Below are 25,219 nucleotides of genomic sequence, written 5' to 3'. Positions count from 1 at the left end.
TTCTAGGGTTTGGGGATACGCAGGGTCTTGCTGATCATCAGCGAGCCGGAGACGAAGAACATCAGCACCAGCGGGTGGAACTGCCAAGGCCCGAACTGGACCATGCCAAACCACAGGTTGTCGCCGATGGCGCCCTGCCAGGTCGCGATTGCGAGCACCACCACCAGCACCAGGCTGGTCGGGATCGGCGTGCCTTCGAAGTACTTCACCTTGTCGCCGTCACCTGACAGCGCTTCGGCGGTGACGTTGTAGCGTGCCAGCCGGCTGACGCCGCAACCGACGAAATAGCTCAGCACGATCCAGTCCCAGCCGCCCTGCAGCCCGCAGGCATACGCCAGCGCGGCCGGGGCGACGCCGAACGAGATCACGTCGGCCAGCGAGTCCAGTTCGCGCCCGAGCGTGGAGGCCGACTTGCGCCAGCGTGCGACGTTGCCGTCGAGCGCGTCGAGGATGAAGGCCAGCGGGATCAGCGCCATGCCGATCAGCAAGTCGCGCACGCCGCCTTCCTGCAGGAAACGCATCGCGGCGAAGACCGCGCCGGTGCCGCAGAACGCGTTGCCGAGGGTGAACCAGTCCGCGAGGTGGAATTCGCGGAGCATCGAGAAGTGGCGCTTCATGCGGCGGTCCGTGGTTGGCCGTTCCGGGGAACGAAGGTCACAGCCTGCCAAAGTTGGCGTGAAGCCGGCAAGTAAGCGCGCTCGGGGCCGCCGTGAAGCCTTCGGCCAACGGCCCTCGTCATCCGCTAACGCGGCAGTGCCAGATGCGTCGCGTCCAGCGCCTTGCCGGCCCCGCGCGGCGTGGTGTCGACCACGGTGCTGGCGGGCAAGGCGGCGGCGCCGTCGAGGTGCGCCTTCACCCGATCCAGCGCGGCATAGACGTAGGGCAGCAGCGGGACGTAGCGCGCGGCGTAATCAGGCAGGCCGAGGAACGCGTCGAAATGCTGTGCGTTGCGCACCTGCCAATAGCGCACGTCGCGGCCGGCGCCCTGCGCCATGGCCACGTATGGCGCACTGCTGAATGCGGCGGGGATCAGGCCGTCGTCGAGGCCGTGGACCACGATGACCGGCAGGCCGGCGCGCGGCGACGCGGCACGGGTTTCGTCGATGCCGCGGCGCACCCGCTGCGCGTCGGCGTGCGAACCACTCCAAAGCCCGCGCAGGCATCGAAGTGATGTCAGCGGTGGCGAGCCTGCTGGCGTGGCATCGACCAGGCCCACCCCGGCGCCGGGCGGAATGCCGCTGGCGTCGCTCCACCACGCAGCACGCTCGGCCGCGCTGGCGACGCGCGCGCTGCCGTCGGGATTGGTCGCCGAGAACACATACCCGCAGGGATGGGCGCCCGCGGCGTACCGGCCGTAGGCCGACGCGTAAGTGGCAGCGACCGCGCGCCACAGGTCGAATCCCACCGACAACGCGCCGCTGCGAAGTGCCGCGTCGGTCCAGCCGACCGAGCGCAGGCGCGCATGCGCGAAGCTGGCCTGAGCTGCCACGCTGTCGCCCTCGACCAGTCCGGCGGCCTTGAGGGCGGCGCAGTGCTGGGTCCACGCCGGCGTCGCCTGCGCCGCGAGCGGCGGCTGCGGCAGCGGCGCCAACGCGGCGTCGAGCAACGCGCACGGCATCAGCAGCGCGGCCTCGGTGGTGTAGTCGTAGAGGGCGCGGCTGCCCTCGCCCACCACGTACACGTTCGGTTCGCCGGCGACCACCGCATCCAGCCAGTCACCGTCCAACTCCGCGGCGCGCAGCACCGCGCCGCCGCCGTTGGAGATGCCGACCGCGATCACCCGCGTGTTGTCGAAGGTGAATGGCGCGGCCTGCGGGAAAGCTTCGCCCAGGGACTGCAGCGCGAACTGCGCGGCCTGCTGCACGTGCCGGCCCCAGTCCGCCTCCGGGTTGTCCTGCGAATGCGCGTGCTTGAACGCGACGCCGGACGCCGCCGTCGCCTGCGCTGCGAACGCGAGGCCATCGCCGCGTGGGCCGGTGGTGCCATCGGCGCGTGCGCCCTGGTCGGCATCGAGGTCGAAGTAGTCCGTGCCCGCGCCCTTGTCGGTGTAGGCCACCGCGCAGCCTTTCGGCAGGCCCCAGGCACCGGCCACCGCAATCGCCCCGTAGATGCCGCGCGAGCCCGACGACGCGGTCACCACCACGCAACGCTTGCCGACATCGAAGCCGTCCGGCACCTGCGCGAGCACGCGGTGCGGATGGGTGGCGCCGGGCACGGTCGCCAGCGCGCTGAACTCTCGTCCTGGCACATCGGCGGTGCTGCCGTAGAGGTCGCCGTAGCCACCGCCGGGCGCGAGGTCGGCGATGCCACGCCAGTTCTGCCACAGCGCGCGACGGCGCAGTTCCGTCGACGTCGGACGTTCGGGGTCGGCGAACGCAGGCGCCAGCATCGCGCGCAATCCGTCGCGACCAAGACCAGCGGTGAGCAGGTCGTCGCCGTTGCGATGCTCGGTGACCCGCGGCGCGCTGAACATCGGTGTGGTCTCGCGGGTTGGATGCGGGCCGCGCGTGCTGCACGCGGCCAGGAGCAGCAGCAGGACGGGCGCGGCACTGGCCGCGGCGACACGGAACGGAGAATTAGCCATGCCGGCAGCCTAACAAGCCCGTCGGCGCGGCCCATCGTACTTTGGTACCAGCGCCTGCATGCGCACGCGTGCACCGCGCTTGCTAGTCTGGTTGCGATATCCCATCGCGCCACGCCGCCGCTGCCCATGCCCTCCCTGTTGATCGCCGATGACCACCCGCTGTTCCGCGCGGCGCTGCGCCAGGCCGCGGTGGACGCGGTGCCGGGCACCGATATCCGCGAGACCGGCAGCCTCGACGGCGTGCTTGCCGCGCTCGAGGCCGAGCCGGGGATCGACCTGGTGCTGCTCGACCTGCACATGCCGGGCAACCACGGCTTGGCCGGGCTGGCGGCGATCCGCGCGCAGCATCCCGGGGTGGCAGTGGTAGTGGTGTCCGCGAACGACGATCCGCGCGTGGTGCGGCGCGCGCTTGACCACGGCGCGGCCGGTTTCCTACCCAAGAGTTCAGGGCTGGACGAACTGCGCGACGCGATCCGCGCGGTGCTCGCCTGCGAGCAGTGGTTGCCGGCCTCGCTGCGCGCGAGCGTCGCGCGCACCCACAGTTCCAGCCACGATGCCGACCTCGCCGCGCGCCTGGCCAGCCTGTCGCCGCAACAGTTCCGGGTGCTGACGCTGGTGGCCCAGGGGCTGCTCAACAAGCAGATCGCCGACCGCCTGGACGTGCAGGAACGCACGGTCAAGGCGCACTTGTCGGCGATCTTCGAGCGGCTTGGCGTGCGCAACCGCACCCAGGCCGGCGTGGTGCTGCGCGAGCTGGAACTCACCGACCCGGCGCGGCAGCTCGCGTCGTAGGGCGGGTTTCAACCCGCCGTCGCCATGCACGGTGTGCCGGTACCTACGGATGTCGCTACGACGTCGCGACTCCTCGCGATCTGCTGGGGCGGGATGGCGGGTTGAAGCCCGCCCTACGTCAGTTGCACCTCGCGCGCGGCGAGCAGCCTGTCCAGCACCGACTTCAGGGCCAGCGGCTTCATCGGTTTGGCCAGCAGCGGCAAGCCTGCCTCGTGGACTGCGCGGCGTACCGCTGCGCTGGTGTCCGCGCTCAGAATCACTGCCGGTCGCGGCTCGAAGCACGCGCCCAGCCGGGCGACCAGCGCGGTGCCGGTGTCGCCGTCGTCGAGGTGGTAATCGAACAGCCACAGCGCCGCCGCACCTGCCGCCAGCGCCTGCTCGGCGGCACCGGCACCGGCGGCGGTGACGACATCGCAACCCCAGCCTTGCAGCAGGCTCGCCGAGGCGGCCAGCGCCAACGGGTCGTTGTCGACCAGCAGCACGCGCGTGCCGGCCAACCCACGGCGCGGCCCGGCGGGCGCCTCGGCGCGACCGACGGCCACGTGCGCGACCTGCACCGAAAACACCGTGCCGCGGCCCACGCGGCTGCGCAGCGCCAGCGGCGCGTGCAGCAGCTGGGCGATGCGGTCGGCGATCGCCAGGCCCAGTCCAAGCCCCTGCCCCGACGCGTCGTCGCCGCGACGGAACTCCTCGAAAATCGTCGCCTGCTGCTCGAGGGCGATGCCGGCGCCGGTGTCGTGCACCTCGATGCGCAGGCCCTCGTTGTCGCGGCGCACGCCCAGCAGCACGCTGCCTGTGGCGGTGTAGCGCACCGCGTTGGCGAGGAAGTTCTGTAGCACGCGGCGCAGCAGCTGCGGGTCGCTGCGCGTCCACGCATCGCTGGCGACGAAGCGGAAACGCAGGCCCTGCGCCGCGGCGATCGCGCGGAACTCCGACGCCAGCGGCTCGAGCACCTCGGCCAGCGGGAAGTCGCGCGATTGCGGCACCAGCCCGCCGGCGTCGAGCCGCGACATGTCCAGCAGGCCCAGCAGGAGGTCGCTGGTGGAATCGAGCGCGCCGCTGATCTGTCCGATCGTGGCGTGCTGTTGCGCAGCATCCACGTGGTCGCTGCTGGTCTGCTGCAGCAGCGCGTCGGTGAACAACTGCGCCGCGTGCAACGGCTGCATGAGGTCGTGGCCGATCGCGGCGAGGAAGCGGCTCTTGGCCTCGTTGGCGCGCTCGGCCTCGCGCGTGGCCGCGGCGAGATCGGTGGTGCGGGTGGCGACGCGCTGCTCGAGCGTCTCGTTGGCCTGGATCAGGCCGGCCTCGGCGCGACGGAACGCGGTGACGTCGGTGAAGGTGGCGACGAACCCGCCGCCGGGCATCGGGTTGCCGCGGATCTCGACGATGCTGCCGTCGGGGAGCACGCGCTCGGACAAGTGCGGCGTGCCGGCGCGCATGAACGCCATCCGCCGCTCCAGCACCTGTTCCAGATCGCGTTCACCCCGTTGCGGTGGCAGGCGTTGCAACGCCCAGCGCGAGAGTTCGGCGATCGGGCGCCCCACCTGCAGCAACTCCTCGGGGAAGCCGAACAGCTCGGCATAGCGGCGGTTCCAGGCGACCAGGCGCAGCTGCGCATCGACCACGCTGATGCCCTGGCTCATGTTCTGCAGCGCCGCCTCGAGCACGCGCTGGTTGAAACGCAGGTCGGCCGAGGCCTCGCCGACGATCGCCGCGACGGTGTCGAGATGCCCGGCCTCGCGTCGCGCCGCGTCCAGCAGCACGCGCGCCGAGGCCGAACCCAGCACCGCGGCGAGCTCGCGCTCCACGCGTTCTTCGGTCTGCAGCGGCACCGCGCCGGCCGCGGGCGCGCCCTGCAGCAGTTGCGCGACCCGCTCGCGCGGCAGGAAGCGCCGCCCCGCCTCGCCCAGGGTCCGCGCATCCAGGCCGCGCTGCGTGCGCCGCGGGGCTTCGCGCCGCCAAAGCGACGCCAGCACGGTCGCGAACGTGCCCACGAACAGGCTCGCGCCCACCGCGCGCCCGAGCCGGCTCCAGCCGGTCAAGCCAAACAGTCCGTCGGGCGACAGGAACGCGATGCCGAACGGCCCGCCTTCCAGCCATGCCGGTGTTCCGCCGCGCAACTCCAGCGTCATCGGCAGCAGCAGCACCCACGCCCAGGTCGCGAAGCCGGCCAGCACCCCGATCACCGCCGCACGCGGCGAGGTCTGCGGCCGCCACACCGCGAACCCCAGCGCCGGCGCCAGCGTGGCCAGCGCCGAGAACGACACTGCGCCGACGTCGGCCAGCGCGTCGCTGCCGGCCAGCAGGCGGCTGTATGCCCACGCCAGCAGCATGATCACGGCGATGCCGGCGCGGCGCAGCGTGAGCACGCGCCCGCGCAGGTCGCTGCCGTCGTTGCGCGCCCATGCGCCGCGCAGCAGGCCCGGGGCGAACCAGTGATTGCCGATCATCAGGCTCAAGGCCAGTGTGCTGACCACGACCATGCCGGTCGAGGCGCTAAGTCCACCGAGGAATGCGAACAGCGCCAGACCCTCGTGCCCTTGCGACAACGGCAATGCCAGCACGTACAAGTCCGACGGCACCCCGCTGCCGCCGAGCAACGCCTGCCCGGCTTTCGCCAGCGGCAGCACCGGCAGCGCGATCAGCACCAGGTACAGCGGGAACAGCCAGCGCGCGGTGCGCACGTCGCGCTCGTCGCGGCACTCGACCACACCGACGTGGAACTGGTGCGGCAGGATGAACATCGCCAACGCGCCCAGCAACACCAGCGGCGCGAAGCCGCCGGTGGCCGCCGGCGGCATCGCCTGCGGCGTCGGCGCCGGCAGTGCATCCAGCCCGAACCACACGAAGATGCCCAGCGACAGCATCGCCGCCAGCTTGAACAGCGACTCGAACGCCATCGCCAGCACCAGGCCGCGGTTGTGCTCGGCGGCGCTGGCGCGGCGCGTGCCGAACAGCATCGCGAACGCCGCCATCGCCAGCGCCACGTACAGCGCGCTGTCCTGCCAGGCCGGCAGCGCATGCCCTTGGCTGTCGCGCGTGGTCAGCATCGCCACGCTCATCGCGACCGCCTTCAGCTGCAGCGCGATGTACGGCACCAGCCCCAGTGCGGTGACCAGCGTGACCGTGGCCGCGAGCCACGCGTCCTTGCCCAGGCGGGTGGCGATCAGGTCGGCCAGCGAGGTCGCGTTGGTCTCGCGCGCCAGGCGCACCAGCCGCACCATGAAGCCGACCGCGAACGCGTACAGCAGGATCGAACCGAGGAATGTCGGTGGCAACGGCCAGCCGTAGCGCGCAGCCTGGGTGACCGTGCCGTAGAACGTCCACGAGGTGCAGTGCACCGCCAGCGACAGCGCGTAGACGTGGTGCCAATGCTTGGCCAGCACGCTCGGGCGGCGCTCGGCGTACAACGCGGTGCCGAACATCAGCGCAAGCCAGGCCAGGCTCGCGAGTGCCACCGCGGCGAGACTCAACATGGGTGCCTGTCGTCAGTCGTCGCCATCACCTGCTTTCAACCGCTCTCCTGCCCAGCCGCAGAGTATCGAAAAAAAGACGGCGGGCCGAAGCCCGCCGTCAGCTGACCGCTTCGGGGTCGGTCAGAAGCTGTAGCGCGCCGTCAGGCTGTACTGGCGCGGCGGGCCGTAGAAGCCGGTGAGGACCCCCAGGGTCGGGATGTTGTAGCCGGTGGTGCGGTATTCCTCGTCGGCCAGGTTGCTGCCCTGCAGCGACAGCGACCACGCGTCGTTGACCCGCCAGTTCACACCGGCATTGACCAAGCCGTAACCGTCCTGGCGGATGGCGGGGCTGAGGTCGGTGGTCGGCCACACTTCGCTCTGGTAGCTGTAGCCGACCCGCGCGGACAGGTTGCCGCCGCCCGCCAGGTCGGTGCGGTACTCAAGGTTGATCGCACCCGAGAATTCCGGGGCATTGGTAAAGCGTTGCGAATCGGCGATATCGATCTGGACCGGCGGCCGGGTCGCGGTGGTGGTGAGGAACTCGTCGTACTGCGCGTCCAGCCAGGCCAGGTTGCCCGACAGCAGCCAGTTCCGCGTCGGCAGCCACTGGTACTCGACCTCGACGCCCTGCACCGTACCCTTGCCGGCGTTGGTGAAGTCGCCGAAGAACGCGTCGTCGACGCCATCGCCGTTGCTGTCGAACGAGGTGAACACCGACAGCTGGATGTCCTCGTACTGGTTGTGGAAGTACGCCAGGTTGAGCAGCAGGCTCTGGTCGAAGAACGCCATCTTGCTGCCCACTTCGAAGCTGTCGACGACCTCGTCCTCGAACGGCTCGGCCGAACGCGGCACCGCCGTGGCATTGGCGCGGATGTTGAAGCCACCGGACTTGAAGCCGCGCGCTGCCAGTCCGTACACCATGATTTCCGGGGTTACCTGGTAGTCGAGCGAGACCTTCGGCGAGGTGTTCTTGAAGTTGATCGTCTTGTCGAAGTTCGCCGATACGACGCCGTTCGGGCGGGTGTAGGTCGCGTCGGTGTATCCGCGGTTGAGCACGCGGGCGTTCTTGTCCTCGTCGGTGTAGCGCGCACCGACGTCGAGCTTGAGCTGATCGGTCAGGTCGAAGGTCCAGTCGGCGTAGAGCGCGACGCTTTCGGTAAACACGGTGCCCTGGGTGTCGCCGAACAGCAGGTTGAAGAAGTTGTTGCGCACCTGGCCACCGGCCTGGCCGTCGAAGGCGTAGATGCCCATCACGCCACGCATGCGCCCGCCGGCGTCGTAGTTGGCCTGCAGCTCGTGGCTGACCTGCTCGTCGGCGTAAAACGCCTTCACGTCAGCGAGCTTGTTGGGCAGCGTGTCGAAGTCGATGTTGGTCTCGGTATCGGACTCGCGCTTGGCCATTACGTACTTGAAGCCCCAGTCCTCGCTCGCACGCCAATTGGCCACCGCCGACGCACCCCGGATCGAGGTGTCGTTGATGTTGGGCATGCCGTTGCGTACGTCGTAGCGGCTGTCCAGGGGCGCCACGCCGGATGCGAAGCGGTTCGGCGCCAGCATCTTCGCGCCGCGCACGCCGGACTGGTCGTCCATCCAGTCGAACGCGAACTGGAAGTTCAGGTCGTCGCTGACGTAGGCGCCAAGCTGGCCGCGCAACGCGAGGATTTCCTTGTCGCTGACCTCCTGGTTGGTGATCACGTTCTCGCCGAAGCCGTCGCGGTTCAGGCTGGCCACGGCAATGCGGGCGCGCAGCGCGTCGTCGCCCCCGATCGGGCCGCCGATCGCGGCCTTGACGTCGAGCTGGCCGTAGTTGCCGACGGTGACCGAAGCGAAGCCGTCGGTCGAGGTCGGCAGGCCACGCGAGATGTACTTGATCGCGCCGCCGATGGTGTTTTTGCCGTACAGCGTGCCCTGCGGGCCGCGCAGCACTTCGACGCGCTCGACGTCGAGCACGTCCAGCAACGCACCCTGCGGTCGCGCGATGTAGACGTCGTCCATGTAGATGCCGACGCCCGGGTCGACGCCCCACAGCGGGTCGGCCTGACCGACGCCGCGGATGTAGGCGGTCACCGTGCTGCTGGAGCCGCGCGCGGCATAGATGGTCAGGTTCGGCACCTGCGCGTCGAGGTCACCGAGGTCCTGGATGTTGAGCTTGTCGAGCGCATCGGCCGTGAACGCGGTCACCGCGATCGGCACGTCCTGGATCGTTTCCTCGCGCTTGCGCGCGGTCACGGTCACTGCGCCCAGCGTGGTCGCATCGCTCGTTGCCTCCTGCGCCGGCGCGGCGTCCTGCGCCCAGGCGGTCGGCGCGAGCAGCGCGCAGGCAATGGCGATGCTCAGATGCTTGCGGCTGTTGTTGATACGACCCATCACCACGCTCTCCCCTCGAGAATATGCAGAAACCCGGGCGTTGGCCCAAGACATCCGGCTGGCAGTCGATCTGCCATCTGCGGCAAAGACTAGGAGGACACCGCTACGGGCGGCAGCTGTACCTTCGGACAATGCCCCGCCCCGGCGTTGTTGCCGACACTCCCCGGCCATAGCGGAAGCCCCGGAGGGTGGAATGGCGTTTGTGATCGTGCTGGCCGCGCTGGTGTTCCTGATGTTCGTCGCCTACCGCGGCTACAGCGTCATCCTGTTCGCGCCGGTGGCGGCGCTGGGCGCGGTGATGCTGACCGACCCGTCGCTGGTCGCGCCGATGTTCACCGGGCTTTTCATGGACAAGATGGTCGGCTTCCTGAAGCTGTACTTCCCGGTGTTCCTGCTCGGCGCGATCTTCGGAAAACTCATTGAACTTTCGGGGTTCTCCAAGTCCATCGTCGCCGCGACGATCAAGCTGTTCGGCGCCGGCCGCGCGATGCTGTCGATCGTGGCGGTGTGCGCGCTGCTAACCTACGGCGGCGTGTCGCTGTTCGTGGTGGTGTTCGCGGTGTACCCGTTCGCGGCCGAGCTGTTCCGCCAAAGTGACATCCCCAAGCGGCTGATCCCGGGCACGATCGCGCTGGGTGCGTTCACCTTCACCATGGACTCGCTGCCGGGCACGCCGCAGATCCAGAACATCATCCCGGCCTCGTTCTTCGGCACCGATACCTGGGCCGCGCCGGTGCTCGGCACGCTCGGTGGCGTGTTTATCCTGGTCGTCGGCCTGCTCTATCTCGACTGGCGACGCCGCGTGGCGCTCAAAGCTGGCGAAGGTTACGGCGATGCCACGCTGTTGCTCAACGAACCGGCGCCGTTCGTTGGCGGCGCGCTGGCCAATCCGATGCTCGCGATCCTGCCACTGGTGCTGGTCGGCGTGGCCAACAAGCTGTTCACCACGTGGATCCCGCAGTTCTACGGCGACAGCCACTCGTTCGATCCGGCGGTGATCGGAAACGCCGCGCCGGTGGTGCAGGAAGTGGCGAAAGTCGCGGCGATCTGGGCGGTTGAAGGCGCGCTACTGGTCGGCATTCTCGCCGTGCTCGCGTTCGCGTGGAAGCCGGTGATGGCGAGCTTCGCAGACGGTACCAAGTCGGCGATCGGCGGTGCGCTGCTGGCTTCGATGAATACCGCATCGGAGTACGGATTCGGCGCGGTGATCGCGGCATTGCCAGGCTTCCTGATCGTCGCCAACGCGCTCAGCGCGATCCCGGACCCGTTGGTCAACGAAGCGGTCACTGTCACCGCGCTGGCCGGCATCACCGGTTCGGCGTCGGGCGGCATGAGCATCGCGCTGGCGGCGATGGCCGACACCTTCATCGCCAACGCCAACGCGGCCGGCATCCCGATGGAGGTGCTGCACCGGGTCGCGGCGATGGCGTCCGGGGGCATGGACACCCTGCCCCACAACGGCGCGGTCATCACCCTGTTGGCGGTGACCGGCCTCACCCACCGCCAGGCCTACAAGGACATCTTCGCCATCACGATCATCAAGACGCTGGCGGTGTTCGTGGTGATCGGGGTGTTCTACGGCACCGGGTTGGTCTGAGGCAGCCTCGCCGCCATCGCCCGGGTGGCTCCACCAACCCGGCGCTCCATTCGCGATGGGAATCGCTGGGTTGATGGAGCCAACCCAGCCTAAGCTTGCGGATCGGCCGGAATCCGCCGTGCGTACTCCGCCTCCAGGCGCGTGTGCGTCGACCAGAACGGCTGCGGTTGCCGGCCCGAAAGACGATCGATCAGGATGCCGACGTGGGCGTGCCATCCGGCCGCGACGCTGAGCAGCTCATCGCGCGAGGCGAGGCGGCGATGCGTCAGCACCAGCAGGACGTTGCCGCCGTCGTGCGCGCTCAACTCGAAGCTCACCTCCGAGTCCTCGCCGTTGCCTTCGAACCAGGTGTAGCTGAGCAGGCGCGGTGGCTCGCAGGCGGTGACCCGGCCGTGCATGCGACTTTCGTGGGCGTGCTGCGCGTACTTGGGTGGAGGCAGGTCATCGGGGGCGGTCAGGTCGGCGTTGCGGAACACGTGTTCGACCTTGCCACCCACGTGCAGCTCCATCTCGCCGGACGCCAGCCAAGTGCCGCGCTTGTCCGAATCGGTGAGGTACGCCCACACCCGTTCGATCGGCCCGGGCAACACACGCTCAAGACGCAAGGTGCCAGGTTGCGTGATTACGCCGAAATCGTTCATTGCCGCATCCTCGAGGGTTCGTTGAAACGTGGCGCGCGGATCGGTGTCCGCGATCGGAATCGATCGAGTACGCGTTCATGGACGGTCCGGGGCCGTTGCTCATCACTTGCGCCTCGCCTTGCCAGGCTTGACGGCCGCCGACCGATCTTCGGCTTGCAGCGCCGCGTCGAGTGCGTCCAGGCGATCGGTCCAGAAACGCTCGTAGAAGCGCAGCCACTGGTCTGCCTGCGCCAGGGCGGCCGGTTCGATGCTGCACAGGTGCGTGCGCCCCAGCACCGTGCGCCGCACCAGGCCTGCGCGCTCTAGCACCTTGACGTGCTTGGACGCCGCGGCGAGCGACATCCGGTACGGCGCCGCCAGCTCGCCGACATTGAGCTCCCGCGTCGACAGGCTGCGCAGCATCGCGCGCCGCGTCGGGTCGGCGAGCGCGCCGAAGATGTGATCGAGCCGTGCTGATTGTTCAACCATGCGGTTGCATTTAATCCCGGCGCGAATCATTGTCAACCATACGGTTTAACTTAAATGCGAGCGTGGAACCCACGCGCTGTTCGCCCGCTGCCCATCCCATCGACAAGACTCCGGGCCGCTCACCGGGCACCGGCTATCATCGGGCCAGACCTACCGGAGCCCCGACATGTCCATCACTTCGAAAGCCCGTCGCGACGCCCGGAAACGCAAGCTCGCCAAGGCCCGCAACGCGCCTACGGTCGCCGCCGCGCCGATCGAGCCGCACGCGGACCTGCGCGACGAGCACGGCCAGCTGCTCGGCGGCATCGTCCGCCGCGACGACGAGTGGGTGCTGGGCATGGGCGGCAAGATCGCCGGCGGTTCCGACAGCGCCGCGCGGGTGCTGGCCATGCTCAAGCGCGCCGCGGCGCTGCACGAGAGCCAGGGCACCGCGGTGCGCCTGAATGTGTCGACGATGCTGGGAGACGCGGCGCAGCGTGAAGTATCCGAGCAAGGTTTGAGCTTCGAGCAGTTCGAAGCCCGCCTCGCCCAGGAGATGGCCAGCGGCAACGCCCCGCCCCTACATCGCGTGGACGCCGACAACGAAGTTCGCCACTGATTGGCATCGGCCGCCGGCCATGCCCGGACCGCTGTTGCTCGTTCGGATCAACACAAAGAAAAAGCGGGCCGAAGCCGGCCCGCGAGCAAGTACCACCACAGTGAGAACGATGCCGCGCCTGCGGCCCAAGACCAATTAGCAGCAAGAACGAAAAAAGCGGGCCGAAGCCCGCTTTTTTCAACGCAGCAACGACGCGCGCGGCTTACTCGGCCGTCACGCCCTCGCCTTCTTCCACGGCCTTGATCGACAGGCGGATGCGGCCCTGCTTGTCGACTTCCAGCACCTTGACCTTGACCAGGTCGCCTTCCTTGAGCTTGTCGCTGACCTTCTCGACGCGCTCGCTGGAGATCTGCGACACGTGCACCAGGCCGTCCTTGCCCGGCAGGATCGTCACGAACGCACCGAAGTCCATGATCTTTGCGACCTTGCCCTCGTAGATGCGGCCCGGCTCGACGTCCGAGGTGATCTGCTCGATGCGCGCCTTGGCGGCTTCGGCAGCGGCGGCATTCACCGACGCGATCACGATGGTGCCGTCGTCCTGAATGTCGATCTGGGTGCCGGTTTCCTTGGTGATGGCCTGGATGGTCGAGCCACCCTTGCCGATCACTTCGCGGATCTTGTCCGGGTGGATCTTCATCGTCAGCAGGCGCGGAGCGAACTCCGACAACTCGGTGCGCGACACGGTGATCGCGTTCGCCATCTCGCCCAGGATGTGCAGGCGACCGACCTTCGCCTGCGCCAACGCGGCCTTCATGATTTCCTCGGTGATGCCCTGGATCTTGATGTCCATCTGCAGCGCGGAGATACCTTCCGAGGTGCCGGCCACCTTGAAGTCCATGTCGCCGAGGTGATCCTCGTCACCGAGGATGTCGGACAGCACGACGAAGTCGTTGCCTTCCTTCACCAGGCCCATCGCGATGCCAGCCACCGGTGCCTTGATCGGCACGCCGGCGTCCATCAGGGCGAGCGACGAACCGCAGACCGACGCCATCGACGAGGAGCCGTTCGACTCGGTGATCTCCGAGACGATGCGGATCGTGTACGGGAACGCTTCCATCGTCGGCATCACCGCAAGCACGCCGCGCTTGGCAAGGCGGCCGTGGCCGATCTCGCGACGCTTCGGGCCCATCATGCGGCCGGCTTCGCCCACCGAGTACGGGGGGAAGTTGTAGTGGAACAGGAAGTGTTCCTTGTACTCGCCCGAGACGGCGTCGATGATCTGGCCATCGCGCGCGGTGCCCAGGGTGACTGCGACAATCGCCTGGGTCTCGCCGCGGGTGAACAGCGACGAGCCGTGGACGCGCGGCAGGATGCTGACCTTGGAGGCGATCGGACGCACGGTGTCGAGTGCGCGGCCGTCGATGCGGATCTTGCTGCTGAGCACGGCGCCACGCATGGTCTCGTACTCGAGTTCGCTGAACTCCTTCGCCAGGTCGGCGGCCTTCCACTCATTGGCTTCGCACTGCGGCGCCAGCGAGGCCAGCACGTCCTTCTTCAGCGCCGAGATCGCATCGCGGCGTTCGGCCTTGTCGCGGATCTGGAACGCGGCGCCAAGGCGATCGCCGATCGCGGTCGTCAGCGCACCGACGATGGCGTCGTGCCGCGCCGGAGCGGTCCAGCTCCACTTCGGCTTGCCGCCTTCGGCGACCAGCTCGTTGATCGCGTTAATCGCGACCTGCATCTGCTGGTGGCCGAACATGACCGCGCCGAGCATCACGTCTTCGGACAACTCCTGCGCTTCGGACTCGACCATCAGCACCGCGTCGGCGGTGCCGGCGACCACGAGTTCCAGCTTGGAATCGAGCAGTTCGGTCTTGGTCGGGTTGAGCAGGTACTGGCCGTCCTTGTAACCGACCTTGGCGGCGCCGATCGGACCGTCGAACGGCGCACCCGACAGCGACAGCGCGGCGGACGCGCCCAGCAGCGCCAGGATGTCGCCATCGACTTCCGGGTTCATCGACATGACGGTCGCGATGATCTGCACTTCGTTGCGGAAGCCGTCCGGGAACAGCGGGCGGATCGGACGGTCGATCAGGCGCGAGATCAGCGTTTCCTTCTCGGTCTGGCGACCTTCGCGCTTGAAGAAGCCGCCCGGGATGCGGCCGCCGGCGTAGAACTTCTCCTGGTAGTCGACGGTCAGGGGGAAGAAGTCCTGGCCTTCACGCGCGGTCTTGTTGGCGACCGCACTGACCAGCAGCACGGTGCCATCGCACGAGACCATGACGGCACCGCCGGCCTGGCGGGCGATCTCGCCGGTCTCGAGGGTGACGGTCTGGTTGCCGTACTGGAAGGTCTTGGTAATTTTTGCCACGTTGGAATTTCCTCGGTTCGATGCGTTCCGGTCGGGGCCCTTGCCCCGCTCCGGTCGGCCGCGGCAGGGCGGCCTGTGTTCGGTGTTGCGTGTTCGTTGAAACCGATCTCGCAAAAACAAACCGCGGCGCATCTCTGCGCCGCGGCGGGTATCTCGTTTAGCGACGCAGGCCGAGCTTCTCGATCAGTGCCTTGTAGCGCACGTTGTCCTTGCGCTTCAGGTAGTCGAGCAGGCTGCGGCGGCGGTTGACGATCATCAACAGACCGCGTCGGCTGTGGTGGTCCTGCTTGTGCAGCTTGAAGTGGCCGGTCAGGTGCTCGATGCGGGCGGTCAGCAGCGCGACCTGGACTTCCGGGGAGCCGGTGTCGTTGTCGGCGCGCTTGTGGGTTTCGATGACTTTGCTGGTGTCGATGGACATGTGGTTACCTTGTCGATGCGTGGCCTGCAGAACGCGAATCGGCAGCGGATGACCGCCCCGACGCACCGCCTGGCTCGCCGTTTGCTTGAGGAATCTTGCTGGGTGTAGCGGCCTTGCGTGCTTGCAAAGCGCGCGAATTGTAGCCCGCGACCCTTGTCCGAACAAGGCTTTACAGCTCAACCGGCGCGGTCGGCGATCCAGGTGAACAGGCGCTGCGGACGCAGCGCGCCGGTGGGATCCAGATAGCCCAGTCCCAAGGCCCGTCCGGTTGCATCGTGCAGCGCGATCGGCCCGGTCGGGGCTGGCGCGGGCGCCGGGTCAAGGCGGACCGCCTGCCCCATGCCGAGCCGCGCAGCCGTGGCCGCGTCGATCTCCAACTGCGGAAACCCGACCAGGCCGGCCTCGATCGGCAGCAGGCATTCTTCCAGCGCCTGCGGGGGTTGTTCGGCCAGCGCCCGCAGCTCGTCCAAGGTGAACATCCGCGGCTTCGTGAACGGGTCGACCCACGAGCGGCGCAGCACCGCGACATGCGCGCCGCAGCCCAGGGCCTCGCCCAGGTCACGGACCAGGCTGCGGATGTAGGTGCCCGAGCCGCACTCGACCTGCAGCCGCAGGTGCGGGCCGTCGCGCTCGAGCAGGCGCAGGTCGTGGACGAGCACGTCGCGTTCCGGGGCCTCGATCGCCTCGCCGCGACGCGCCTTGGCGTACAGCGGCTCGCCGCCCTGCTTGAGCGCCGAGTAGATCGGCGCGCGCTGGCGGATCGCGCCGCGCAGCGGTGCCAGCGCAGCTTCCAGGGTGGCATCGTCGAGCGCAGGCACCGTACGCTCCAGCAGCACTTGGCCGTCAGCGTCGTCGGTATCAGTAGTCGCGCCGAGAACCGCGACGGTCTCGTAAGCCTTGCGCGATCCGAGCAGCAGCCCGGCGATCTTGGTCGCCTCGCCGAAGCAGATTGGCAGCAGCCCGGTCGCGAGCGGGTCGAGGCTGCCGGTGTGTCCGGCCTTCTCGGCGCGGAACAGGTGGCGCGCCTGCTGCAGCGCCTGGTTCGAGCTCAAGCCCGCAGGCTTGTCGAGCAGCAGCAGGCCGTGGAGCGCGCGGAACACGGTGCGAGGCGGCTTGCTCATCGGGTCACTCCAGGAGGCATCGCGCGGGCGCGGCCACGGCGATGTCGGAACCGACGGCGTCGGCTGGAAAACAAAAAGGCGGCGTATTCGCCGCCTTGCATGCGAACGGACTGCGTCCGATCAATCCCGGCTACGGCCCGCGTCGTCGTCACCCTTTGCAGCAGCCACGTCGTCACCCTCGCCCTCGACGTCGCCGTCTTCGGCCTCGTCGCTGGTCGGCGGGTTGTCGCGCAGCAGGTTGCCGATGCGCTCGCCACGGTCGACCGAATCGTCGTAGTGGAAATGCAGTTCCGGCACATGCCGCAGCTTCATTGCGCGTCCCAGCTGGTAGCGCATTTCCGGGGTCAGCGCCTTCAACGCCTTGACCGCCTCGGCCGAGCTGTCCTGCAACAGCGCGGTCACGAACACCTTGGCGTGCGCGAGGTCACGGGTGACCTCGACGTCGGACACGCTGAGCGACGGCAGGCCGTGCTCGCGGACGGTTTCGTGGACGATCTTGCCCAGCTCGCGACGGAGCTGGGCGGAGACGCGATCACTGCGGTAGAACGATTTCTGCGCCATGACTTAGAGCGTGCGCTGCACTTCGATACGCTCGAAGCACTCGACCTGGTCGCCCGGCTTGATGTCGTTGTACTGCTTGACGCCGATGCCGCACTCGGTACCGTTGCGCACCTCGTCGACGTTCTCCTTGAAGCGGCGCAGCGATTCCAGCTCGCCCTCGAAGATCACGGCGTTGTCGCGCAGCACGCGGATCGGCTTGTTCCGCTTGACCACGCCCTCGACCACCATGCAGCCGGCGACCGCACCGAACTTGGAGCTGCGGAACACGTCGCGGACCTCGGCGGTACCGATGATCTCCTCGCGGATCTCGACGCCCAGGATGCCCGAGGCGACCTGCTTCACCTGGTCGATCACGTCGTAGATGATCGAGAAGTAGCGCAGGTCGACGCCATTGGATTCGATCACCCGGCGCGCGGACGCATCGGCGCGGACGTTGAAGCCGATAATCGTGGCCTTCGAGGTCGCCGCCAGCGTGGCGTCGGACTCGGTGATGCCACCAACGCCACCGCCGATCACGTTGATGCGGATCGCCGGCGTGGTCAGCGCCACCAGCGCCTCGCGCAGGGCCTGCACCGAACCCTGCACGTCCGCCTTGACCACCAGGTTGAGCGACAGCTGGCCTTCGCCCTGGCCCATCTGCGCGATGATGTCTTCCATGCGGTTGCCCGCGGCCGCGACCAGGCGCGACTCGCGGCGCTTGGCGTCGCGCTGCTGCGCCACGTCCTTGGCCAGGCGCTCGTCCTCGACCACGACGAAGTCGTCGCCGGCGTCGGGCACGCCCGACAGGCCGAGCACCTGTACCGGGATCGACGGGCCGGCTTCGTCCACCTGCTTGCCGGTCTCGTCGAACAGCGCACGCACGCGGCCGTACTGCACGCCGCAGACCAGGTAATCGCCCTTCTTCAGGCTGCCCTGCTGCACCAGCACGGTCGCGACCGGGCCGCGGCCCTTGTCGAGCGAGGACTCGATGACCACGCCAACCGCGCGGCCTTCGGAGATGGCCGACAACTCCAGCACTTCGGCCTGCAGCGAGATCGCATCGAGCAGGTCGTCGACGCCGGTGCCGGCCTTGGCCGACAGCTCGACGAACTGGGTGTCGCCGCCGAATTCCTCGGCGACCACGTCGTGCGCGAGCAGTTCGTTCTTGACGCGCAGCGGATCGGCGTCGGACTTGTCCATCTTGTTGATCGCGATGATCAGCGGCACGCCGGCCGACTTGGCGTGCTGCACTGCCTCGATCGTCTGCGGCTTGACGCCGTCATCGCCAGCAACCACCAGCACCACCACGTCGGTGAGCTTGGCGCCGCGTGCACGCATCGAACTGAACGCGGCGTGGCCCGGGGTGTCGAGGAAGGTGATGACGCCCTTGCCGGTTTCGACGTGGTACGCGCCGATGTGCTGGGTGATGCCGCCGGCTTCGCCGGACGCCACCTTGGTGCGCCGGATGTAGTCGAGCAGCGAGGTCTTGCCGTGGTCGACGTGGCCCATGATCGTGACCACCGGCGGACGCGCGGTCTTCTCGCCCTGGGTGTCCTCGACGTGCGCCAGCAGCGCGTCCTCGGCGTCGTCGGCGCCACCGCGCACGACGGTGTGGCCGAGTTCCTCGGTCACCAGCGACGCGGTGTCGAAGTCGATCGACTGGGTGATGGTCGCCATCACGCCCATCTTGAACAGCGCCTTGACCACGTCGCCGCCCTTCAGCGCGAGCTTCTGCGCGAGGTCGGCCACGGTGATCGTCTCGCCGATCGACACTTCGCGCACGATCGGCGCGGTCGGGCGCGAGAACCCGTGCGGGCCGGCACCGGCGCGCGACTGGTCGGCGTGGCGGCGCGGCGGCTTGGGCTTGCCGCGGGCGCTGGTGCTGCGGCGCGCGCGGTCGGAGGCACTGAGGTGCATCTGCCCGGCGAAACGGTTGGTACGGTCGTCGTCCTCGACCCCGGCGACCATCGCGTGCGAGCCGCGGGTCTTGTGCTTCGGGTCGGCGGCGCGCGGCGCCTCGACGCGCGGCGCGGCCGGCTTCGGATGGCCATGGCCATGGGTCGCCGGCGCCTTGCGCGGCGTCTCGTCGTCGGAAGCGACGGCGCTGGCATCGGCGAGCGCGGCCTGCTTGGCCTCCTCGGCCTGGCGCGCGGCTGCCTCGGCTTCCAGACGCGCGGTCACGATCGCGTCGGCGCGGCGCTGGTCGTCGGCGGCCAGCTTCTGCTGCTCGGCGAGGTTGCGCTGCTTGGACTCCTCGAGCTTGCGCAGGATCTCGGCGCGCTCGTCGGTCGGCGACATCGCGGTGCGGGCCGGGTCGACCAGGGTCACCTTCTTGCGCACGACCACGTCGACGGTGGTGCGGTTCTTGCCGCCACCGACGGTGAGTTCCTGCTTGCGGCTGCGGTTGAGCGTGATCTTCTTCGAAGCATCGCTGCCGTCGGCGGTGGTCTTCTCGACCTTGCCGTGGGCGCGCTTCAGGAAGCCGAGCAGCTTGACTTTCTCGATGCTGGTCACGACCTGGTCGGGGCCGCTGAAGCTCATGCCGGCCTCGGCCAGCTGCTCCAGCAACTTCTCGACCGGCGTGTTCACCAGTTCAGCGAGCTTGCGGATGGTGGTTTGCTGCGACATTCGGATTCCGTGTCCTCGTGGCGTGGGACGCATCCCGCGCGTGATGGAGCAATTGTAGGGCGGGTTTCAAGCCGCCGGACAACGAACGGCGGGCCAGAGGGCCCGCCTTACAGCTAGTTGCTACTCGAACCAGTGCTTGCGCGCTTCCATGATCAGGGCGGCGGCGCGTTCAGCGTCGACGTCCTCCAGATCGCTGAGCTCGTCGACCGCGAGGTCGGCCAGGTCGTCGCGGGTGACCACGCCGCGCGCGGCGAGCGCGAACGCGGTGGCCTCGTCCATGCCCTCCAGCGAAAGCAGGTCCGCGGCCGGCTGGTGTTCGTCGAGCTCTTCCTCGGCGGCCAGCGCCTCGTTGAGCAGCGCGTCGCGGGCACGGGCGCGCAGTTCCTCGACGATGTCCTCGTCGAAGCCCTCGACCGCCAGCAACTCGCCGACAGGCACGTAGGCGATTTCCTCGACCGTGCTGAAGCCTTCCGACACCAGGATTCCGGCGATCTCCTCGTCGACCTCGAGCTTGTCGATGAACAGCTGGCGCGCGGTGGACTGCTCGGCCTCGGACTTCGCGGTGACCTGGTCCTGGGTCATCACGTTGAGCTGCCAGCCGGTCATGCGGCTGGCCAGGCGCACGTTCTGGCCGCCCTTGCCGATCGCTTGCGCCAGGCGGTCTTCCGCCACCGCCAGGTCCATCGAGTGCTTGTCCTCGTCGACGACGATCGACTGCACCTCGGCCGGCGCCATCGCACTGATCACGAACTGCGCCGGGTTGTCCGACCACAGCACGATGTCGACGCGCTCGCCATTGAGCTCGTTCGACACCGCCTGCACGCGCGAACCGCGCATGCCGATGCAGGCGCCGATCGGATCGGTGCGGTTGTCATGCGCGAGGACGGCGATCTTGGCGCGGTCGCCCGGGTCGCGCGCACAGGCGCGGATCGACACCAGGCCCTGGCCGACTTCCGGCACTTCGATCTTGAACAGTTCGATCATGAATTCCGGCGCGGCGCGGCTGATGAATAGCTGCGGTCCCCGCGGCTCGGGACGCACGTCGAACAGGTAACCGCGGACACGGTCGCCGGCGCGCAGCACGTCGCGCGGGATGCCCTTGTCCTTGGTGATGATCGCCTCGGCGTTGCCGCCCAGGTCGACGTAGATGTTGCCGCGCTCGACGCGCTTGACGATGCCGGTGACCAGCTCGCCGACCCGGTCTTTCCACGCGTCGATGACCTGCGCGCGCTCGGCTTCGCGCACCCGCTGCACGATGACCTGCTTGGCGGCCTGCGCGGCGATGCGGCCGAAATCCGGGTTCTCGATCTGTTCTTCGATGTAGTCGCCCAGGTCGACGCCTTCGGCCTCGTCGACCGCGTCCATCATGCGGATCTGGCGGTCGGGCGACTCCATCACGACGTCGTCGGCCACCACTTCCCAGCGGCGGAAGGTCTCGTAGTTGCCGTCCTTGTGGTCGATGGACACGCGCACCAGCACGTCCTGCTCGTGGTAACGCTTCTTGGCGGCCGAAGCCAGCGCGGCCTCGATCGCGTCGAAGATCACTTCGCGCGGCACGCCCTTCTCGTTTGCGACTGCATCAACGACCAGCAACAGTTCCTTGCTCATCTGCTTACTCCGCACGGGTCGGCTTGTCGGCCGCCGGCTTTTGGGTTGGCTTGTTGGTTTGATTCTTGGTTTTGCTGTCTTCCGGACGCGCACCGCGGCCCGGCTTTTCCTGCTTGGGCGGGCCAACCGGCTTGGTCGGCGCCAGCCCCAGCGCGGCCCAGTCGGGGACCAGTCGCGCCTTGTCGATATTGTCGAACGCCACCACGAACTCCGCGCCGTCGAGCACGAACACCACGGCGTCGCCCTCGATGCGGGCGATCTGCGCCTGCAGGCGGCGACGGCCGTTCTGCGGCAGCTTCAGGCCGACCTTCGCGGTCTCGCCGATGAAGCGCGCGAACTGGTCGATCGTGAACAACGGCCGGTCGATGCCGGGGGAGGATACCTCCAGCGTGTAGTTGCCGCTGATCGGGTCCTCGACGTCGAGCTGCGCCGACACTTCGCGGCTGACCGCCTCGCAATCCTCGATCGCGACGTAGCGCGGTTCGGCACCTTCGGCGGTCACTTCGCCGGCCGGCACGTCGATGTACAGCCGCAACACCGCGCCGCCGGGGGACGGCAGGTACTCGGCGCCCATCAACTCCACGCCCAGCGACGCCACCGTCGGGGCGAGCAGTCTGGCGATTTCGGTGGCTTTGTCCGTCACGGGCGCGGCTCTCCTGCGGTTACGACATCAGCGTTGTGCGGCGTGTGCATTTACTACCGGCATGGTGAAACTTTCGAAAAAACGGCGTTGCGACATGCAGTGCTTCGAATCGCGGCACCCTGAAAACAACAAGGGGCCCGATGGGCCCCTTGTCCGGTACTGCTGGATTTCGGTGTCGCCGCGCGAGCAGAGCGCGACTACAAAGCCCGAGCCTACTGGCCAAAAAAGAAAGCCTCACGAAGAGGCTTTCAGCAAGCTGCCTGAAACATTTCAGCTTGCGGCCAAAGCTGGTAGCGGGGGCAGGATTTGAACCTGCGACCTTCGGGTTATGAGCCCGACGAGCTGCCAGACTGCTCCACCCCGCATCAGGCCGATCATATTAACGAACGACGTAAACCTTGGCAAGCCCAATTCATCAATTGGCTTGAATATCTTTGCGTCACCCAGCGAACGCGCGCTGGCACCACGCCATGATCGGGTTCCAGCCGAACCCAAGCGCGAGCAGGGCGAGCGCATTGACCCCGAACACGACCCGCATGGGGCGGTCGTTGACCGGCTCGGGCATCGCGCCTTCCGGTTCATCGAAGTACATGGCCTTGACCACGCGCAGGTAGTAAAACGCGCCCACCACCGCGAACATCACGCCGACGATCGCCAGCCAGAGCATGTCGCCCGCCAGCGCGGCGCGCAGCACCGCCAGCTTGGCCCAGAAGCCCAGGAACGGCGGCACCCCGGCCAGCGACGCCATCACGCACAGGATCAGGCCAGCCAGCCACGGATCGCGCGCGTTCAGACCCTTGTAGTCGTCGATGCGGTCGGCCTCGAAGCCGCGGCTCGACAACACCACGATCGCACCGAACGCCGCCGCCGCCATCAGCGCGTAGCTGATCGCGTAGAACATCGCCGCCGCGAAGCCCTGCGCCCCGCCGCCGGCGATGCCGACCAGCAGGAAGCCGACATGCGAGATGGTCGAGTACGCCAGCAGGCGCTTGAAGTTGCCCTGCACCATCGCGGTCAGGTTTCCGATCGCCAGCGACGCCACCGCGACACCGGCAATCAGCAGGCGCCAGCGCTCGTCGAGCGGGCCGGCGCCGACTTCCAGCAGGCGATAGGCCATGCCGAACGTCGCCAGCTTGGGCGCGGAACCGATGAACAGCGTGATCGGGGTCGGCGCGCCGTGGTAGACGTCGGGCAACCACATGTGGAACGGCACGCCGCCGAACTTGAACGCGATGCCGGCGACCAGGAACACCACGCCGGTGATCAGCAGCATCGTCGACTGGGTCTGCTGCGCGACGGCGCCGATGGTGGCCAGGTCGAGCGATCCGGTCGCGCCATAGATCAGCGACATGCCGTACAGCAGCAGGCCCGAGGCCAGCGACCCGAGCACGAAGTACTTGATCGCCGCTTCCGAGGCCAGCGGACTGTCGCGATCGGTGGCGACCAGCGCGTACGAGCACAGCGCCAGCATCTCCAGCCCGAGGTAGGCCATCACCAGGCTGCCGGCGGAGACCATCAGCATCATGCCGGCGACCGCGAACAGCATCAGGATCGAGACCTCGCCCTGGTACAGCCCGCGCTGGCGCAGGTACGGCCAGGTGTAGACCATCGACAGGATGCTGGTAACGCCGATCGCGATCTTCAGCACATCAGCGGCGATGTCGCGCACGAACATGCCGTTGAGCACGGTGCCCTGCCCGCCCACGCCAAACGCCAGCATCGCCACCACCACCGCGAGCGTCACCATCGCCAGCACGTGGGTGACCACGCGGCGGCGCTCGGGCAGGAACAGGTCGAGCATCAGCAGCGCGAAGGCCGCGCCGATGAGCACCAGCTCGGGCAGCAGCGGCAGCAGGTCGGCGGCGGTCGGCATGTTCGGGGTCATTGCTAGCTCTTTGAAGGTTGCTTACAGCTTCGAGACCGCGATCTGGCTCGCCAGGTTGGCGATCGACGGCTCCATCAGGTCGGTCAGCGGTTTCGGCCACAGGCCGACGAACAGCACGCCGGCGGCGAACACGCCCAGCACGAAGGCCTCGCGCGGGTTGATGTCCTCCAGCTCGGCGACGTGCGCGTTGGCGACCTCGCCCCAGAGCACGCGCTTGACCAGCCACAGCGTGTAGCCGGCGCCGATCATCAGCGTGGTCGCCGCGGCGAACGCGATCAACGGATGCTTCTGGAAGCTGGCCAGGATCACCATGAACTCGCCGACGAAGCCCGAGGTGCCCGGCAGGCCCGAGTTGGCCATCGCGAACAGCACGTAGAACACCGCGAACCACGGCATCACGTTGGCCACGCCGCCGTAGTCCTTGATCCGGCGCGTGTGCATGCGGTCGTACAGCACGCCGACGCAGCTGAACATCGCGCCGGAGATGAAACCGTGGCTGATCATCTGCACCATCGCGCCCTGCAGGCCCAGGCGCGCGGCGTCGACGTTGCCGTAGTCGCGCACCAGGCCGAACGCGATGAACGTGCCCAAGGTGACGAAGCCCATGTGCGAGACCGACGAATAGGCGATCAGCTTCTTCATGTCGTCCTGCGCCAGGGCGACCAGGCCGACATAGATCACCGCGATCAGGCTCAGCGCGATCACCAGCCAGGCGTACTCGTGGCCGGCGTCGGGCACGATCGGCAGGGTGAAGCGCAGGAAGCCGTAGCCGCCGATCTTCAGCATCACCGCCGCCAGCACGACCGAACCGGCGGTCGGCGCCTCGACGTGCGCGTCCGGCAACCAGGTGTGCACCGGAAACATCGGCACCTTGACCGCGAACGCGACCAGGAAGCCGAAGAAGATCCACATCTGCTCGGTCGAATTCAGCTGCAGCTGGTACAGGTCGGCCAGCTGCCAGCTGCCGCCCTTGAGGTACAGGTAGATCAGCCCGACCAGCATGAACAGCGAGCCGAGGAAGGTGTAGAGGAAAAACTTGATTGACGCGTACACGCGCCGCGGGCCACCCCAGACGCCGATGATGATGAACATCGGGATCAGCATGCCCTCGAAGAACACGTAGAACAGCATCGCGTCGAGCGCCGAGAACACGCCGACCATCAGGCCTTCGAGCACAAGGAACGCGGCGTAGTACTGGCTCACGCGCTTGTCGATCACCGTCCACGCGCCAATCAACACCAGCAGCGAGGTCAGCGTGGTCAGCGCGATCAGCGCCACCGAGATGCCGTCCGCGCCCAGGTGGTAGCGGATGTCATACGACGGGATCCAGGCGTGGTCCTCGACAAACTGCATGCCGGGGGCGACGAAGTCGAAGCCGGTGAACAGCAGCACGCTCAAGGCCAGCGCGACCGTCGCGATCGCGGTGGCGAACCAGCGGGCGGCGCCCGCGCGCTCGTTGCCGAACGCAAGGGTGGCGAAACCGCCGAGGATCGGCAGCCAGATCAGCAGGCTCAGCAAGGGAAAGGCACTCTGCAAGGGCTCGGGGCTCACGTCACGGTCCCT

The 25,219-nt window shown here is 68.0% G+C and carries 18 protein-coding genes and 1 tRNA gene; 3 read left to right on the top strand and 16 right to left on the bottom strand.

Features of this window, described 5'->3' with window-relative positions:
• Positions 1 to 2: 2 nt before the first annotated feature.
• Entirely contained in the window at positions 3 to 617 is a 615-nt protein-coding gene (locus tag ACFQZQ_RS01710; protein ID WP_386810957.1) for a CDP-alcohol phosphatidyltransferase family protein, read from the bottom strand.
• 125 nt (positions 618 to 742) lie between these two features.
• Positions 743 to 2,584, bottom strand: coding sequence for a 3-hydroxybutyrate oligomer hydrolase family protein (locus tag ACFQZQ_RS01705; RefSeq protein WP_386810956.1), 1,842 nt, complete (start codon positions 2,582 to 2,584; stop codon positions 743 to 745).
• A gap of 126 nt (positions 2,585 to 2,710) precedes the next feature.
• Between ACFQZQ_RS01705 and ACFQZQ_RS01700 the strand changes: the two genes are divergently transcribed.
• Positions 2,711 to 3,376, top strand: coding sequence for a response regulator transcription factor (locus ACFQZQ_RS01700; RefSeq protein ID WP_386810955.1), 666 nt, complete (start codon positions 2,711 to 2,713; stop codon positions 3,374 to 3,376).
• 113 nt (positions 3,377 to 3,489) lie between these two features.
• Here ACFQZQ_RS01700 and ACFQZQ_RS01695 read toward each other — a convergent pair whose 3' ends face one another.
• Together ACFQZQ_RS01695 and ACFQZQ_RS01690 are read right to left on the bottom strand one after the other, a co-directional pair.
• Entirely contained in the window at positions 3,490 to 6,852 is a 3,363-nt protein-coding gene (locus ACFQZQ_RS01695; RefSeq protein ID WP_386810954.1) for a hybrid sensor histidine kinase/response regulator, read from the bottom strand.
• A 120-nt stretch (positions 6,853 to 6,972) separates the two neighbouring features.
• The gene (locus tag ACFQZQ_RS01690; protein ID WP_386810953.1) at positions 6,973 to 9,198 is read right to left on the bottom strand and encodes a TonB-dependent receptor; all 2,226 of its coding nucleotides are present in this window, start codon (positions 9,196 to 9,198) and stop codon (positions 6,973 to 6,975) included.
• A 193-nt stretch (positions 9,199 to 9,391) separates the two neighbouring features.
• Between ACFQZQ_RS01690 and ACFQZQ_RS01685 the strand changes: the two genes are divergently transcribed.
• Positions 9,392 to 10,795, top strand: a complete 1,404-nt coding sequence (locus ACFQZQ_RS01685; RefSeq protein WP_386810952.1) for a GntP family permease — start codon at positions 9,392 to 9,394, stop codon at positions 10,793 to 10,795.
• 89 nt (positions 10,796 to 10,884) lie between these two features.
• On the opposite strand, the gene ACFQZQ_RS01680 is transcribed toward ACFQZQ_RS01685, so the two are convergent.
• Positions 10,885 to 11,436 carry an SRPBCC family protein gene (locus tag ACFQZQ_RS01680; RefSeq protein ID WP_386810951.1) on the bottom strand — a complete coding sequence of 184 codons (552 nt, stop codon included), beginning with the start codon at positions 11,434 to 11,436 and terminating at the stop codon, positions 10,885 to 10,887.
• A gap of 102 nt (positions 11,437 to 11,538) precedes the next feature.
• Positions 11,539 to 11,934 (bottom strand): ArsR/SmtB family transcription factor, encoded by a 396-nt coding sequence (locus ACFQZQ_RS01675; RefSeq protein WP_386810950.1) that lies wholly within the window; start codon positions 11,932 to 11,934, stop codon positions 11,539 to 11,541.
• A gap of 136 nt (positions 11,935 to 12,070) precedes the next feature.
• Here ACFQZQ_RS01675 and ACFQZQ_RS01670 point away from each other — a divergent pair, with 136 nt between their 5' ends.
• The gene (locus ACFQZQ_RS01670; RefSeq protein WP_386810949.1) at positions 12,071 to 12,502 is read left to right on the top strand and encodes a hypothetical protein; all 432 of its coding nucleotides are present in this window, start codon (positions 12,071 to 12,073) and stop codon (positions 12,500 to 12,502) included.
• 202 nt (positions 12,503 to 12,704) lie between these two features.
• Here the strand turns inward: ACFQZQ_RS01670 and pnp are convergent, their stop codons facing one another.
• The 10 genes from pnp to ACFQZQ_RS01620 form a co-directional block, all read right to left on the bottom strand.
• Positions 12,705 to 14,813 carry a polyribonucleotide nucleotidyltransferase gene (gene pnp, locus ACFQZQ_RS01665; RefSeq protein ID WP_386810948.1) on the bottom strand — a complete coding sequence of 703 codons (2,109 nt, stop codon included), beginning with the start codon at positions 14,811 to 14,813 and terminating at the stop codon, positions 12,705 to 12,707.
• Between the two features lie 157 nt (positions 14,814 to 14,970).
• Positions 14,971 to 15,231 (bottom strand): 30S ribosomal protein S15, encoded by a 261-nt coding sequence (gene rpsO, locus ACFQZQ_RS01660; protein ID WP_386810947.1) that lies wholly within the window; start codon positions 15,229 to 15,231, stop codon positions 14,971 to 14,973.
• Positions 15,232 to 15,407: 176 nt separating this feature from the next.
• Positions 15,408 to 16,352, bottom strand: coding sequence for a tRNA pseudouridine(55) synthase TruB (truB, locus tag ACFQZQ_RS01655; protein ID WP_386810946.1), 945 nt, complete (start codon positions 16,350 to 16,352; stop codon positions 15,408 to 15,410).
• A gap of 120 nt (positions 16,353 to 16,472) precedes the next feature.
• Positions 16,473 to 16,913, bottom strand: coding sequence for a 30S ribosome-binding factor RbfA (gene rbfA, locus ACFQZQ_RS01650; RefSeq protein WP_386810945.1), 441 nt, complete (start codon positions 16,911 to 16,913; stop codon positions 16,473 to 16,475).
• Between the two features lie 3 nt (positions 16,914 to 16,916).
• The gene (gene infB, locus ACFQZQ_RS01645) at positions 16,917 to 19,520 is read right to left on the bottom strand and encodes a translation initiation factor IF-2 (RefSeq protein WP_386810944.1); all 2,604 of its coding nucleotides are present in this window, start codon (positions 19,518 to 19,520) and stop codon (positions 16,917 to 16,919) included.
• A 120-nt stretch (positions 19,521 to 19,640) separates the two neighbouring features.
• Positions 19,641 to 21,128, bottom strand: a complete 1,488-nt coding sequence (gene nusA / locus ACFQZQ_RS01640; RefSeq protein WP_386810943.1) for a transcription termination factor NusA — start codon at positions 21,126 to 21,128, stop codon at positions 19,641 to 19,643.
• A 4-nt stretch (positions 21,129 to 21,132) separates the two neighbouring features.
• The gene (locus tag ACFQZQ_RS01635) at positions 21,133 to 21,771 is read right to left on the bottom strand and encodes a ribosome maturation factor RimP (RefSeq protein WP_386810942.1); all 639 of its coding nucleotides are present in this window, start codon (positions 21,769 to 21,771) and stop codon (positions 21,133 to 21,135) included.
• Between the two features lie 288 nt (positions 21,772 to 22,059).
• A tRNA-Met gene (locus ACFQZQ_RS01630) sits at positions 22,060 to 22,136 on the bottom strand.
• A 74-nt stretch (positions 22,137 to 22,210) separates the two neighbouring features.
• Entirely contained in the window at positions 22,211 to 23,656 is a 1,446-nt protein-coding gene (gene nuoN / locus ACFQZQ_RS01625) for an NADH-quinone oxidoreductase subunit NuoN (protein ID WP_386810941.1), read from the bottom strand.
• Between the two features lie 21 nt (positions 23,657 to 23,677).
• Positions 23,678 to 25,192: an NADH-quinone oxidoreductase subunit M gene (locus ACFQZQ_RS01620; protein ID WP_386811629.1), complete on the bottom strand. Its 1,515-nt coding sequence runs from the start codon at positions 25,190 to 25,192 to the stop codon at positions 23,678 to 23,680.
• Between the last annotated feature and the right edge of the window lie 27 nt (positions 25,193 to 25,219).

It is taken from the genome of Lysobacter koreensis (genome assembly GCF_042677045.1).
Lineage (GTDB): Bacteria > Pseudomonadota > Gammaproteobacteria > Xanthomonadales > Xanthomonadaceae > Lysobacter_K > Lysobacter_K koreensis.
The sequence above is the reverse complement of the archived record's forward strand: the minus strand, read 5'-3'. Positions and strand labels throughout refer to the sequence as shown.